This is a genomic window from Vibrio syngnathi (genome assembly GCF_002119525.1).
GTDB classification, from domain to species: Bacteria; Pseudomonadota; Gammaproteobacteria; order Enterobacterales; family Vibrionaceae; genus Vibrio; species Vibrio syngnathi.
The window spans coordinates 678,990-693,911 of sequence record NZ_CP017917.1; the positions used below are offsets into that span (position 1 = coordinate 678,990).

The 14,922-nt window shown below is 44.1% G+C and carries 9 protein-coding genes and 6 tRNA genes; 12 read left to right on the forward strand and 3 right to left on the reverse strand.

Annotated features, from left to right (window positions below):
• Positions 1 to 4: 4 nt before the first annotated feature.
• From viaA to K08M4_RS17950, 3 genes are all read left to right on the forward strand, one after another.
• The gene (gene viaA, locus K08M4_RS17940) at positions 5 to 1,450 is read left to right on the forward strand and encodes an ATPase RavA stimulator ViaA (RefSeq protein WP_086050876.1); all 1,446 of its coding nucleotides are present in this window, start codon (positions 5 to 7) and stop codon (positions 1,448 to 1,450) included.
• A gap of 199 nt (positions 1,451 to 1,649) precedes the next feature.
• Positions 1,650 to 1,723: transfer RNA gene (locus K08M4_RS17945), tRNA-Cys, on the forward strand.
• A gap of 281 nt (positions 1,724 to 2,004) precedes the next feature.
• Positions 2,005 to 3,894 (forward strand): methyl-accepting chemotaxis protein, encoded by a 1,890-nt coding sequence (locus K08M4_RS17950; RefSeq protein ID WP_435532571.1) that lies wholly within the window; start codon positions 2,005 to 2,007, stop codon positions 3,892 to 3,894.
• Between the two features lie 91 nt (positions 3,895 to 3,985).
• Here the strand turns inward: K08M4_RS17950 and K08M4_RS17955 are convergent, their stop codons facing one another.
• Entirely contained in the window at positions 3,986 to 4,774 is a 789-nt protein-coding gene (locus K08M4_RS17955) for a lipase family protein (protein WP_086050878.1), read from the reverse strand.
• 349 nt (positions 4,775 to 5,123) lie between these two features.
• Here K08M4_RS17955 and K08M4_RS17960 point away from each other — a divergent pair.
• From K08M4_RS17960 to K08M4_RS17980, 5 genes are all read left to right on the forward strand, one after another.
• Positions 5,124 to 5,210: transfer RNA gene (locus K08M4_RS17960), tRNA-Leu, on the forward strand.
• A gap of 84 nt (positions 5,211 to 5,294) precedes the next feature.
• Positions 5,295 to 5,368 (forward strand) — tRNA-Cys (locus K08M4_RS17965).
• Between the two features lie 52 nt (positions 5,369 to 5,420).
• Positions 5,421 to 5,496: transfer RNA gene (locus tag K08M4_RS17970), tRNA-Gly, on the forward strand.
• Between the two features lie 80 nt (positions 5,497 to 5,576).
• Positions 5,577 to 5,663 (forward strand) — tRNA-Leu (locus K08M4_RS17975).
• 64 nt (positions 5,664 to 5,727) lie between these two features.
• A tRNA-Cys gene (locus tag K08M4_RS17980) sits at positions 5,728 to 5,801 on the forward strand.
• A gap of 80 nt (positions 5,802 to 5,881) precedes the next feature.
• On the opposite strand, the gene K08M4_RS17985 is transcribed toward K08M4_RS17980, so the two are convergent.
• Both K08M4_RS17985 and K08M4_RS17990 read right to left on the reverse strand, forming a co-directional pair.
• Positions 5,882 to 7,069, reverse strand: coding sequence for a hypothetical protein (locus tag K08M4_RS17985; protein ID WP_086050879.1), 1,188 nt, complete (start codon positions 7,067 to 7,069; stop codon positions 5,882 to 5,884).
• A gap of 95 nt (positions 7,070 to 7,164) precedes the next feature.
• A complete protein-coding gene (locus K08M4_RS17990; RefSeq protein WP_086050880.1) occupies positions 7,165 to 9,210 on the reverse strand; it encodes a hypothetical protein in 2,046 nt (681 codons plus the stop codon).
• Between the two features lie 135 nt (positions 9,211 to 9,345).
• Here K08M4_RS17990 and K08M4_RS17995 point away from each other — a divergent pair, with 135 nt between their 5' ends.
• The 4 genes from K08M4_RS17995 to K08M4_RS18010 are packed head-to-tail and all read left to right on the forward strand — an operon-like array spanning position 9,346 to position 14,916.
• On the forward strand, positions 9,346 to 10,419 hold the full coding sequence (locus K08M4_RS17995; protein ID WP_086050881.1) for a cytochrome-c peroxidase: 1,074 nt from the start codon (positions 9,346 to 9,348) through the stop codon (positions 10,417 to 10,419).
• Complete coding sequence (locus K08M4_RS18000; RefSeq protein WP_086050882.1) at positions 10,406 to 11,572, forward strand: cytochrome-c peroxidase; 1,167 nt, start codon at positions 10,406 to 10,408, stop codon at positions 11,570 to 11,572. The genes K08M4_RS17995 and K08M4_RS18000 overlap by 14 nt, the downstream gene beginning before the upstream one ends.
• Positions 11,569 to 12,153: an arsenate reductase (azurin) small subunit gene (locus tag K08M4_RS18005; RefSeq protein WP_086050883.1), complete on the forward strand. Its 585-nt coding sequence runs from the start codon at positions 11,569 to 11,571 to the stop codon at positions 12,151 to 12,153. The genes K08M4_RS18000 and K08M4_RS18005 overlap by 4 nt, the downstream gene beginning before the upstream one ends.
• Positions 12,154 to 14,916 (forward strand): molybdopterin-dependent oxidoreductase, encoded by a 2,763-nt coding sequence (locus K08M4_RS18010; protein WP_198299350.1) that lies wholly within the window; start codon positions 12,154 to 12,156, stop codon positions 14,914 to 14,916.
• The last annotated feature ends 6 nt before the right edge of the window (positions 14,917 to 14,922 follow it).

The window sequence follows — 14,922 nt, forward strand, 5'->3', positions numbered from 1 at the left end:
GCATATGTTAGGAGCAGACGGCTTAAACCTTGCTTTGATGGTCGCTGATTCAGGTATCATTGATACCGCGATGAATGATCTCATCGCTCGTTCTCAAGTGATGATGGCTGCTGAGAACAAAGGTGTAAAAACATCAGTCAAAAACCATTTAGTTAAATGGCGCGGCAAAGTAAAAAAACGTGTTACCAAGGTATGCGAAACCGATCGATTCCAAGAGGAAATCGCGCTATACCAAGAAGTCATTCACTGGGATGAATCTCAGTTCTTTGACGAGATCGACAGCGTTATTAAGAAGCTGGAGTGGCACTCAGCATTTTATCTACAAGCAAGACGTTTGATGGAAAACAATAAAGGCGTTTGTAACGCGATGTTTCCACACTACTTTTGCGATCAATGGTACCAATCGCTGTCAGATGCCATTAAGCAAGCTCAAGTAATCGAACTCGAAACAAGCAAAGAAAAAGTCTTAGCCGATCTTTATCAGCGCATGGAAACCATGAAAAACATGGACAAAGTGACGGAGTCGGGCGATGAAGGCAGTGTAGGGCGCTTGTGGGACATGGCATCAGCTAAGTTAAGTAAAACAGACCTCACCATCATGAAGCGCCATGCTGAGTTCTTGAATAAGCACAAGGGCTTGCAAGAGATCGCAGAAAAGCTCGGCCGTATGGCTGGCGAGGAAGATGATCCTTCGTTACACAAAGCCCCTGTAGAAGAACTGCAGATGGTTGAAGAGAAAAGCGATGAAGCAGTCGATGATATTGTAGGGATTCATGAAAGTGATGACCTCAACAAGATGTTGCCAAACGAGACCATGTTCTTAGCGTACCCAGAGCTTGAGGTTATCTTTTACAAACACTTGGCCGACAAGCGTTTACTGAGCTATCGCTCGCAAGGTAAATCACGAACATTACGTAAAGTGAAAGCGCAAAAGCCTGATAGTAAGAACATCGATATTGAAAAGGGCCCGTTTATCGTCTGTGTCGACGCCTCTGGTTCTATGAGCGGTTTCCCTGAGCAGTCAGCTAAAGCAATGGCTTATGCCTTGATGCAGATAGCTCTAGCCGAAGAGAGAGACTGTTACGTGATTCTGTTCTCTTCTGAGCAGATCACTTACGAGTTAACAAGGCAAGATGGCCTGCGTGAAGCGAGTGATTTTTTAAGCTACTCGTTCCATGGTGGTACAGATTTAGAGCCGGTTCTGATGAAGTCGATTGATTTGATGACGGGTGATAAATACAAGAACGCAGATTTGATCGTGCTCTCTGATTTTATTGCTCCTAAGCAATCTGATGAAATGATTGCTCAGGTCGAAAAATTGAAAGAGCACAAAAACCGTTTTCATGCGGTTAGTCTTTCGAAATATGGCAACCCACAACTTATGACGATGTTCGATCATTGTTGGGCTTACCATCCGAGCCTAGTCGGTCGTTTCATGAAGAAGTGGTAACGTCCGAATACCTTAACTTAATTTATATTGCTGCGTGTTTATCGAGTGAAGAGATCGAACATGCAGCAATTTGATTTAAATGTCAGCAAACGGAATTTAAATTCATTTTTTTGTTTGACTATCTCCCCTCGATCCGTAAAGTAGGCACCCGAACACAGCGGTGTGGCTTGCTTTAGTCCCTAACGTGTTGAATTAAAAAGGCGCCTTGGCAGAGTGGCTATGCAGCGGATTGCAAATCCGTGGACCTCGGTTCGACTCCGGGAGGCGCCTCCATCATTTAGAAGAAACCAGTCCTTGTGGCTGGTTTTTTCGTTTTTGGTTTCTTCATCCTTGCCTCTTCATTTCTCCCCTTTACCTTTCATAGACCCACTCTATTTTGATGAGATCCTAAGTTGAACCTTTATTGATAGACCGGTAAATAAATCAAAGTCACAATTAACCATAATGCTCGATTTGTTTCATTGTTTTATGGGATAACCCTAATTAAAACATGCGTATGAGTGATAGTGTCCCTCATTATATTTCTTTAATTGTTCTATAAGAGGTTCTTAAATATGCAATTTAGTCTAAAGAGGAAAATGGTTTTCTCTGTAGTTTTGGCGATTGCTGTTACATCTGCCATTCTTCTTTTCATGGGTTATAAGACTTTTCAAACAAACAGCTGGCAAGCAATAGAAAGTGAAAGTCGCAATACACTTCAAGCTCATGCTAAGGGCATCAGTGACTGGTTTTATGATAAGAAACAAGCAGTACACGGGCTTCAGCAACAAGTGCAGCTTAACCCTTCAATAGATATCGTTCCTCATTTACGTCAAACCTTGGTATCTGGTGGGTTTGGATTGAGTTATTACGGTAACAAAGAAGGTGAGATGTTCCGTCATGATCCTTCATTGAATAAAGCGGGCTATGACCCAAGAGTCCGAGGTTGGTATAAACAAACCTTAGCTGAGAATCGAGCGGTGACAACAAAGCCGTATGTAAGTGTGACGATGCAAACCTTGGTGGTGACACTGACAGACCCAGTGACCGAGAATGGATCGATCATCGGTGTTGTGGCATCAAACTTGGCATTGGACAAATTGATTGAAGACGTATTAGCCATTCAGGTTCCGGGGAATGGGCGTGCGATTCTGATCGATAAGCAAGGAACGGTTGTTGCTCATCAAAATAAAGATTTCATTCTGAAACAAGTCAATGATATTGCGCCAGAGCTGAGTATGTCTGGCTTGAACAGTGCTGCGCAAAACTTGACGACGATCTTTACTCAAGTGGACGGTGCTGAGCGAGTCATCATGGCTGAGCCGATTAAAGGCACTGACTGGTTACTTGTGATTGAAATGGATAAAGACGTACTAGAGCAGCCCCTGTTCGATATGTTGATTAGCCAAATCACCACAGGTTTGATTGTATTGATCGTTATGGCTGTAGCAACCTCATGGTTTGTGGCTCGTCAATTAGTTGAACTAGGGCGAGTGAGTGAAGCATTAGCTGATATTGCGGAAGGGGAAGGCGACCTCACACAAAGACTACAAGTGTCGAGCCAAGATGAGGTGGGTCAACTTGCCGATAAGTTTAATGTCTTCGTTGATCGGCTCCATCAAATGATGCAAAACGTCACTCAAGTTTCTACCGCGATGAACAGCGGTGCCGAGCATGCTAATACCAGTGCGATGAAGCGCAGTGATAGTGTAAGCAGGCAACAAGATGAGATCACGATGGTGGCAACGGCTGTGACAGAAATGGCGACAGCAACAGCGGAAATCGCCACGAATGCTGAGAGTACGGCAAAAAGTGCGACTCATTCGGTGGAGTTGAGCGAGCAAGGCTTCCAACAGATGGCTAAAAGCCAATCATCGATCAATGATCTCGCTACTGAGCTAACAAGCGCTGTGTCTATCATCAGTGAGCTTGAAGAGCATGGTCAGCAAATCGCGTCTATCTTAGCGACGATTCGTGAAATAGCGGAGCAAACGAACTTACTCGCGCTCAATGCGGCCATTGAAGCGGCTAGGGCAGGCGAACAAGGTCGAGGCTTTGCAGTGGTTGCTGATGAGGTTCGTGTGCTTTCTCAACGTACTCATGCTTCAACAGAAGAGATCGAAGACAAGATCAAACGCTTACAACAAGCGACCAATGGTGCGGTGAAAGTGATGACGCAAAGCCATGATATGGCGAAAACAAGCGTACACGATGTGGATATGGCCGGAGAGAGCCTAGCTCAAATCCGTGAAGCGATTCAGATAATCAGTGATATGGCGACTCAGATTGCTTCTGCCGCTGAAGAGCAGTCACTGGTTACTGCCGAAATCAATGCGAATACCGAATCTGTTCGTGAAGTGAGTGATGTGATGGCAGTTGATGCGACCGATGCGGTTTCACAAGCCGATCAGCTAAGTCATTTAGCGAGTGACTTGAAACGAGAGTTGTCACGCTTCAAGCTTTAATCGATATTGCAGAAAACAACATAGGTTTAGAAACTAAAGAGCACAGACAGTAATAGGCCTGTGCTCTTTCTTTAATAGCTTCAAATGAGTCTCAGTGCTTATCAAAGAAATCCTTATTGCGAATATATTTGCTCATTAAGTGGTAAGAGAAAGGTCTGATCAACCAACTTAAAACAGAGCGCCCAAGGCGTATAAAGGTTGGGGTGTTCTCATAGATTCGTCCGTTATAAAGCCAAAGCACTTTACCTACATGCCAATACAACAGAGGTACGGGTGGCATGAAGGTAACGATATCGATGTCACAGCAGATACGGTAGGTTTTCTTACTCAAACGATAGTGCTTTCGAAAATTCCAATCACCAATCGCAGGTTGGCCAAAGGTCACTATTCGCCTAACACAGCCTGGATACTTTTGATCTAGGTAATCAGCGAACACGCAACCAATTGCACCGCCAGAAGAGTGCCCGGTGATAGAAATCCTTTTCCCTTGCTCTAACAAAGGTATGAGCGTCGCTTCTAAGCGCTCGATAACGTTTAACCCGAGCTTATCTTCATTGCGGCTTGGTTGGCTTTCTTGAAACATCAAATGATAGAAACCCGCATGTATCCGGTAGTTGAGCCCAACTCTTTTGCAGCTTCTTGTCCATAGAGCAAAGGTAAGCAACCAATCTGAGATACTGTGCGATCCCTTGATAACCACAACCACTTCATCTTTGTCACTACTCCATAAAACTCGAATCATGGTTTTGCCAAACTGGTTCTTTATGATGCGCTGTCCATTAGGATCAAAACCGTAACGAGTCTGTTTAAAAACTCTCGGGTAGGCGAGGTTACAAAGAACCGCGTAGCGTTCATATTGGTATCGTTTTAGTGACTTCACGTTTTCATTTCGCAATTTAAGTTACTTAAAACTCTAGCCTTTGAATGTGAAAAGCACATGAAAACGAAGGAGTGTTTCTTACATTCAACTGAATTAACAACATTTGTTGAATCTGAAAATTGTAATTCGGCCTTTTAATCCCTGCGACAACTCAAGATCTACGTATAAGAACCGTACAAGCTGCACTAAATTCATTCTGTACAGTTCGATAATTAATCACTTGAATTAAATGATAAAATTTATTGTTGACGAATTTTTTTCATCCGTTAAAGTAAACCTCGTTCTCACGGCTTCGGTCGCTGGGAGATGGTGTTTTACTCTTCAGTAATCAGCATCGCAGGTTTGCGTTGCCCTGGTGGTGGAATTGGTAGACACAAGGGATTTAAAATCCCTCGGCGTTCGCGCTGTGCCGGTTCAAGTCCGGCCCGGGGCACCATCTATCTTGTTTCTACTTTTTAGTAGAGTGATGAACAAAGAGTGGTTCTCTTTAAACACTTCAATATATTTTTATATTGATAAAGGCGCCTTGGCAGAGTGGCTATGCAGCGGATTGCAAATCCGTGGACCTCGGTTCGACTCCGGGAGGCGCCTCCATTCTCTTTCTCTCTTTTATGAACAAGAAGAGATAAGCAAGAAGAATGAAATTGCGATACTAGCTCAGTTGGTAGAGCGCAACCTTGCCAAGGTTGAGGTCATCGGTTCGAACCCGATGTATCGCTCCAAATTTTGTAATGTTGATTCATTTTGACATTAAGATGGTGTTTTACTTTTCAGTAATCGGCATCGCAATAAAGAATTGCGTGCCCTGGTGGTGGAATTGGTAGACACAAGGGATTTAAAATCCCTCGACGTTCGCGTTGTGCCGGTTCAAGTCCGGCCCGGGGCACCATCTATTTGATTGTTACCTTGTTTGGTAATACTCAAAAGAGTTGTTCTCTTAAAACACTATTGAAGGCGCCTTGGCAGAGTGGCTATGCAGCGGATTGCAAATCCGTGGACCTCGGTTCGACTCCGGGAGGCGCCTCCATCATTTAGAAAGCCCGATCAGAAATGATCGGGCTTTTTTACGTCTATAGGAAAGTGATTTGGCTTTTGAATGATTGCTAATCAAAAGGTCCAAATCTGATCAGTGAACTGCACTTTTTCGATACTGGACAGTAGGTTCAAGCCGTCACGAGAAACCACGGTATCATTAAGCTGAAATTTGCCATTCCCCAGATCATGAATTTGGTATTCACTTTTAGGACCATGGGTGATAACCGTATTTGTACCTAAATTGCCAGTCACTTTGTTATCAAATCTATTGAGCTCAACATTCGTGTTGTTGCTGCCTGTTAACGTTAGCTTCGTTAGATACTGAGAATGATGGGTATAGGACGTTGCCGGGTCATATTTCATTTTAAATGTACCAGTGAATGTATCGGCAATGTATGCATCGTAAGTCAATGTTGGAGAGAAAATCTGTTCCACTATTGATTGCGCATCGGGATCTTCTGTCGAAAAGTCGTCACGAGTTTTCACTTGGTAGACCCCCCACATTCCTTTGCCGTTGTATGCACCCCAAAGACCGTAGTAGCTATCAATCACTGCCGCAAAGTACTCTTGATCAACGCTGACTTCTTCTTGCCACTCTTCTAAAATATCACGGGATGGCGTGTAAGCATGGTGTAACGCTTGTCTCTGTATTGCATTAAATTCTTTTTGAAATTCAGGTAATGCGGTGACTGCATCTTCAGGTGAGTTGAAAACGCCGATTCCATAGTCGTGGACTAGGTGAAGTATTTCTTCATAAGCGGCGTCACGATGCTCTCTATAATTTTGTTGGACATACCATTCACCACCTTCAACTTGAATCTCTTCTTCGAACAAGGGCTGCCCGGCTAATTCATCATTGTATCGTGGATCATCGTAATAATTCATAAGCTTTAGTATTGCGCCATTGTTGGCCATCGCGTTTGCAATCTCGCGTTTTGAGTCAGTGCTCCCATACTTAGTGCCATCAACAGGGGTTAGATAGTGGTTGAGAACATTGACGGCTTTGACTATTTGATAATTGCTCAGGCGATCCATAATCAAAATATGGATAGATTTGCCATTCGGGGCATTGACCGCTACATATCGGTTGTAGCCTGCTTGAGAGTATTCAGCGAATTGAGAGGGAACGGCTTCAATCGTGACCCCATGTACAACTGACGGTGCTGCGTTTGCCTGATTGAATAGCGATTTATTTTGATTTGAACCGCATCCAATGAGAAAGATAGCTGTCGCTAAGGTAGCTAAAGATAGAGTTTTCATGACACACCTTATTATTCATACGAAGTATCAATATACGGAACTGCAGTGCGTTGTTTAGTGACAGAAGTTACTGTTAGACATACTCATACAATGTCTTACAAAGCATTTTGTCCCCATAATTCTTTGCTGTTAGTTGTTTCTAGAAACACTAGGTAGGCCTGAAGAGTCAACGATGGTTGGTTTTCGAAATTTGCGTTTAGTTGTTTATAAACGAAATTAGCATCGAACTTAGCCAGTTGAGAGTGAAGCAATGGATCATTAAGAATCAAGCCGATTAACTTGTTACTAGAATCAGTCGCTACTTGTGTCAGTCGATAGAGAGCGGCGTGCTGAATGCCGATATACGAATGCTTGACCAATTCTAATAATTGTTGCTCGTCATCGATGTATTTTATTAAGCCGATACTTAAAGAGAGGTTGGGTGATGATGTCAGTGACAAATGGTTCAGTTGTATCCAATCATCACCAAGCCAGCCGAGGATGTCGTCGATGTTCTCGGATTTTTCATCTAGTAAGAGTTCTAACGCTAGCTGGCTAAAGCGTGATGTTTGTGCATCGGAAAAGCTTATATTGTGTCTACATAAGGCAAGAATTAAGGCGTGAAATGCTACTTTGGTTAGATGACTTGTTTTGTCTTCCGAGCAAAGGCTGCGCAGCCATGCTTTGTTTGAGCAAAGCTCTAGAGCGATCACTTGATTTTCGAGGTCCTCTATTTTTGCTGATCTCTTCGACCGCTTTTTTACCGAACCAGAGCTAGATGTGGCGGTAGATATAGCGGCAGAAGTAGCCGGTGAGTGGGCTTGTTTTAATGCATCAAGCGTTGATGTAATAAGTGCTGGTTGAGGATTAGCATCATTGATTACCGCGCTAATCATTTCATTTGTAGGTGCGGTGCTCGTTGTTGTTCTACTTTTTTCTGAAGAATCCGTAACTATGGTATCCGATGTCCTTAAAGTGAGTTTTTTCAAATAGCTTTGATGGCTAGCTTTAGGATTTTTCGAAAGGTGTTCAATCAGCAGTCGCTTGATAGCGTTGCTGCAAGTGACCCGCTGAATTTGTTGACGAATAAAGGCTACGCTGAGTTGTTCGCAAGTTTCAGTCAATAGGCTGCTTAGGCAGTCGAGTTGTTCTGACTCTTCTAACTGTGAAAACACTTGATAGAAATGGGGTATAAAACGGGCAAGTTGAAGCTGTTTGTGCTGACTTTCCAAACTGCAAATCAGCAGAAGAAGCGTTGTGGTTGAATAAGCAACATTGGGTTTATCTTGAAGTTGGTCAATGACATGCAGTTTATCTTTGTTACTCAGTAGCCCTGTGAGTGAGTAGAGCTGCATACCAGATAGCAGTAACTCAAAATTAAGGTGCTTTAAATCTACTAGGTAATTCCATTTAGCTAATTGATGTACGGAACTCTTTCTTATTGATGAATCTGAATGAGACAGGCCGTTTAAAAATACCTGCAGATATTCACGACAATCCATTTCAGATAGACGCTGAAATGCGACTTTTTGGCAGCTAATATCAGGGTGTTGTGTGGCTTTGTACAAGACTATTTTGTCTTGAGTGTTTCTCAAAAAAATCCGACTATCAGCGGTGCTTTTGAGTACGTTGTTTTCATTTAGCAGAGTCGGGGAGTGGCGTGAAAGTAAAGCAATGAGTTTGCCTTTTAGATCTGGCTCGGGGTCACTCTGAAGCCGATGCAGTAAACGCTGAGACTGTTCGTGATCTAGTTCGTGCTTGTGATTATCTAAAATCCGCGCAGCTATCAAGCTGATGTCATCTCCATCATTCCAACCACCGTCCCAGTAGTCGTTCTCGTCGCATACCGCTTCTAATAATATCGGAACAGCGAGTAGAGAGTGTCGGTTGTTCTCAATAGCCATTAACGATGCCAACTTAATTTCGCTGTCGTCCCAGTATTGATAGCAGTTTAGGATAGGCTCAATAGGCGCTTCGTTAGCTAAAGCGAGACATTCAAGGCTAGTAAGAACAAGGTCAGGGTTATGGGACTCTAAGTTCTCAATAATCAGGTGTTTAGTGTCTTGAAAGCCGCTTAATATTTGTGCTGCTAAAACCTGTTCGGAGAGGTTTCCAGTCAAGTAGATGTGTTTAACCTTGTGAAGTAATTTATCTAGAGACATTTATTCAAGCACCACTGAATTAACAAGTTTGAATAATAACTCTTATCATTTCTAATTGTATGATCCTAATCATATCTTTAATGTTTCATGTGTTAATAATAGGGGTAGATGATAGTAACCTCCGAAGGAATACCGATGAGCATCGCACTAAAAAGCTTGGTAGGAGTGTGTTCTCTTTTTTCTGCAACTCTATACGCCGCTTTGCCTCCTATAAATATAGATACGGCGAAGGCTGAACTCGGTAAACGTCTGTTTTTTGATACGCGCTTGTCCGGGGATGACTCGATTTCGTGTTCCAGTTGCCACATTCCGGCGAATGGCTTCTCTTATCCTGAACCGTTAAGCCCGGCGTACACAGGGAGTGATGGGTTTCGTAATGCACCCACACTTATTAACACAGCCTATAAAGAGGTGTGGTTTCACGATGGTCGGATTGGCACCAACCTAAACGATGTGGTGCGGGAAAATATCACTGAAGACTGGCTGATGAATATGGACATGCGTTTGATGCAAGAACGCCTCAAACAAGACCCTATATACGTCGAGATGTTTAAAGAGGCTAATCTAGGGGAACCTTCAAATGGCGGTGTGCGCAAAGCCCTGCCTGAATATCTAAAAACACTGACTTCGAAGAACGTCCCTTTTGACAAGGGTGAGCTTAGCGACTTAGCCATCCAGGGAGAAAAGCTGTTCACAGGCAAAGCGGGGTGCAGCCAATGCCATAGCGGCTCTCTATTTACGGATGGGAAGGCACACAATACCGGAGTGCCAGAAAATCATGAGATATTTTTAGACCCAATGCGGCATCAATCTTTTCTTGCCTACAACATGTTTATGGGTGTGCAAGATTACTTAACGTTAAAGCGTGATGTTGGTGCGCATGTTCAAACTCATAAAGCGGATGGTAGCGATCGCGGTAAATTTGTTACGCCAACGCTGCGAGAGCTGACTCAAACTGCGCCGTATATGCACAATGGCATGCTGGCCACGCTTGAAGATGTGGTTGAGTTTTATAATCAAGGCGGTGGCGAGGACTCAAATAAAGACTCTCGACTCACCACGCTTTCCTTAACGGACGATGAAAAAAAGGCACTGGTGGCCTTTTTGGAGTCGTTATCTGGAGACGTTCTCACGGGTGAAAAGTACGAATGGTTGGATTATGACTTCGACTACGAATACACGGAGGATTGGTCAAATGTTCGTAACTAAGCGCTCTGTATTAAAGATGGCACTCTTTATTCTAATTGGGATAACGGGGCTTCCTAATGTTGTTTATGCAAAGTTACAGCTTGAGCCTCTAGGGGAGGTACCTGTACCTGCGGATAATAAACAAACGCCTGAAAAAATAGAGTTGGGAAAAATCTTATTTTATGACGGTCGACTCAGCGGTGATACGACGAGCCCTTGTGCTGGTTGCCATATTCAATCTCAGGGCTGGGATTTTCCTGATGACCTTTCTATGGGGTACCCGGGAACGGTGCATTGGCGTAATAGCCAAACGATCATTAACGCAGCTTACTACGATAAATTATTCTGGGCGGGCAGCGCTATGTCATTGGAAGCGCAAGCCAAAGATGCAGCGAAAGGTGCGGTCGCGGGGAATGGTGAAGATGACATCATGGAAGCTCGTTTAGCATTAGTGCCAGAGTATGTTGAACGTTTTAAGCAAGTGTTTGGTGATGATACACCGAAAATACATAACGCTTGGCGTGCTATAGCCGCCTTTGAACGTACGATGATTCAACGTGACACACCAATAGATAACTATTTACTCGGTGACAAAACCGCTTTGTCCGAGTCCCAACTGAAGGGCAAAGCACTGTTTGAAGGTAAAGCGAATTGCATTGCTTGTCACAACGGGGCTTTGGTATCTGACCAAAAATTCTACAACATTGGCGTACCGCCAAGCCCTTGGTGGAATGATGATGGATTAGCACAGATAACGTTCCGATTTGAGCTTTATTCTAAAGGTGTCACCGAAGAGATGTACCGCACTACAAAGGCCGATCCCGGTGCTTACTTTCGTGCCAAACGCAAAGAGATGTTAGGTAAGTTCCGCACACCGAGCTTACGTTATACGAAGTACACAGCACCATATATGCACAATGGCACCATTCCTACTTTAGAAGCGGTGATCGACTTCTACGATCGAGGTGGTGTCGCAGATGACGGGCGAACGACTGGGTTTCCTCAGACCAAATCTACTTTGATTCAACCTCTAGGTTTAACCGAGCAAGATAAAAAGAACTTACTGAGTTTTGTTGAAGCATTTTCTGGTGAACGGATTTTTATTGAAGAGCCGACCATTCCAGAATACCAAACGCTATTTACCCAAGAAGAACTTGCTGGAGCAGAAAAATGATCGCCAACTCAGAGCGAAATTCGAGTAAACGACACAACAAATGCATGATGTCACGACGTGATTTTTTACTCTATTCCGGCGCGGCTACTGCCGTATCTATGGTTCCTCTTACCTTATTTGCAGGGATGGATTCTGAAACTCAGGTTGAAGGCCGTATTGTTGGTTACCCGCGTAAGAAAATCGCAAAGTTAAGTCAACTCAGTAACCACACTCCGGTTCACTTTCAATATCCAGATGAGGGGAAAAACTCCATTGCGATGCTGGTTAAATCCGACATTGAATGTGGCGGTGGGATAGGGTTACAGCGCGATATTGTGGCGTACTCGATGACGTGTACTCATCAAGGTGGACCTTTAACTGGAGCTTATAAAGCAAAAGGAGAGCATCGCATTGTCGGGCAGTGTCCATTCCACCTGTCTACATTTGATTTGCGTCGCCATGGCATTATGGTGTCTGGTCAAGCCTTTGAAAGCTTACCTCAAGTACTGCTCGAGCTCGAAGGTGACGATATCTATGCGGTTGGCGTCATGGGATTGATCTTTGGTCGCGTGGAAAACCTGATTGATGTGGAGGGAAGTTAGATGACTCAACTTTCTTTAGCCGATAAATCGGCTTTAAACGATAAATCTGCCTTAAACGAACAGCCGGCTGTAAACAGCCAGTATCTGCAACCGACCAACACATTACTGCCACCTGCTAGCGCGGAAGTCATCACTACAGCGTGTGACTATTGTATTGTTGCGTGTGGTTATAAGGTTTATCGCTGGCCTGTGAATAGCCCTTCAGGTGGGCCAGCTGCAAGTGAAAATGCGTTTGGTGTCAATTTCCCGGCTCATGCTCTGCAAGCTTGGGTTTCGCCACAGCAACATAATATTGTTTCTCATAATGGCAAACCACACCATGTGGTTGTAGTGGCAGACAAAGACATACAGGTCGTCAATAAAGGCGGTGATTCTTCGGTTCGTGGTGGACTGCTCGCAAGAAAGCTTTATAACCCAGAAACACCAACCAAAGATAGATTGAAGCAACCACTCGTTCGAATTAACGGTCAGTTACAACCTGTAGAATGGGATTTTGCGTTGGATATAGCAGCCCAAGTCGGCCGTCATGTGATTGATACGCACGGTTCAAACAGTTACTGCGTAAAAACCTATTCCTATCAGTATATTGAAAACACCTATGCGATAACAAAGTATGCATTGCGTCATGTCAATACCGCGAATTTTTCGTTTCATGATACGCCGTCAGATGTGACTGCAACCCCAGGGTTTCGAGATGCGGGTTTTGATAATTTTGCCCCAAGTTATGATGATTGGGGCGCGGCAGATACTTTGATGATCTGCGGAACGGATCCGTATGAGACCAAAACCATCATCTTTACACAGTTTATTATGCCTGCGGTTCATCGTGGGATGAAAACCGTGATTTTGAATCCTCGTGAAACCGCAGGAATAGCGTGGCTTAAAGCTCAAGGTGGATTACACCTCGATATTAATCCCGGCAGCGATAATCTTGTGATTGGCGCAATTACGCGGGTGATCTTAGAGCAAGGCTGGCAAGACAATGAGTGGATTGAAAACTGGGTCAATAATAAATGGGAATCGAGCTCAGGTTTTGGTCAGGGTACTCGTAATACGCCATGGCAATGGAGAACCACTTGGGGCAAATTCCAAACGAATGGCTTTGATGATTATAAGCAATGGAATTTGGAGCAGAAAGAGTACGCACCTGAGTATGCCGCATCGATCGCGGGTATTGATGTGGAGAAGATCCACAAAGCCGCTGAGATGTTGGCAATGCCAGTCAACGGTCAACGAGTTAAAGCCTCAATTGGTATCGAGAAGGGCTTTTATTGGTCGAATAATACCGGCAATACCAACGCCATTGCCTCTCTTGCAACGATAATCGGTACTGGTGGCCGAGAAGGGCGTGTGATTGGTCGATTTGGTGGGCATCAACGTGGTGGACTAGCCGGTGGCAAACTACCAAGGAATAAGTCACCTGAAAAAGTAGCAGGTAGGCGCAGGCGCTCAATAGACACCGATAGATATCTCTATTCCGGGCATACCCGTATGGCCCATGTCATTGGTACAACATGGATTCAAGCTATGTGTAGCAGCTATGGGTTGAAAGAGAAATTTACTGACTTAACGACACGTAATCCTCACCAAGCTACGCGACGTGATAAACAGCACATTATAGATACACTCAAAAAGCGTGCAGATTCCGGTGGAATGGTTGTCATCAATCAAGATATTTATTTACGCGATCCTATTGGTAAACAATTCGCTGATATCATCTTTCCGGCCGCGACTTGGGGGGAAGAGGATTTCATGCGCGCTAATGGTGAGCGTCGTCTACGTCTTTACCAAAAGTTCGCTGATGCGCCGGGTCAGGCTAAGCCGGACTGGTGGATTGTTGCTCAAATGGCTTCGCGAATGGGGTACGACGGGTTTGATTGGCAAAACTCAAATGACGTAGCTGAAGAGTCATCACGATTTAGCCGTGGTAGCCGTAAAGATTTCAATATGATTAAAGTCGCAGCACATGCTGAAGGTAAAACGCTTCATCAAAAGCTCGCTGAATTTGGTACTGAAGGGATCCAAGGGCCTGTTTTTTATAACTATGATACCAAAAAGCTGATTGGCACTAAGCGCCTACATGACACTGAAATGAGTTGGGATGATCTGGTCGATAAAGGGCTGCAAGATGGCCCTCAAGGCGCCAATATTATGCGCAAACAGCTCACTCAATTTAATAGTCAGACGGGGAAGGTCAATCTTCAAAAACATCCTTGGGATCTGTTTAGTGATTTTCATCGTTGGCTTACCCCAAAAAAGGACGAGTTATGGTTTTCGAATGGTCGTATTAACGAAATTTGGCAGTCAGGGTTTGATGATACCGAGCGCAGGCCTTACATCACTCATCGCTGGCCTGAAAACTGGATTGAAGTTCACCCAGAAGATGCGGAAAAGCGGGGCATAGAAGCCGGAGATGAAGTGCTTGTGTACTCGGAGCGGGTGGCCAATTTTAAAGATACGATTCTGGGTGTCGAGTCGGACGATTTTCAGTTTAGTAACCTAATGAAAAATGGTCACATTCAACTGGATTACGCGGAGATTAAAGCCGTTGCGATTGTCACCTCAGCCACGAAAAAAGGTGTGTTGTATTGCAATATGATGGACATGAAGAACCCAGCGAATGCTTTAACAACAAGGGTAGTTGACCAAATCAGTGGTAACTACAACTACAAAATGGGCGTCGCCAAAATAAAGAAAATTGGTGAATCAAAATATAAGCGTGAGTTTGAAGGGTTCTCCTTTGCACCACGTAACATTGTGTAAGGGAAG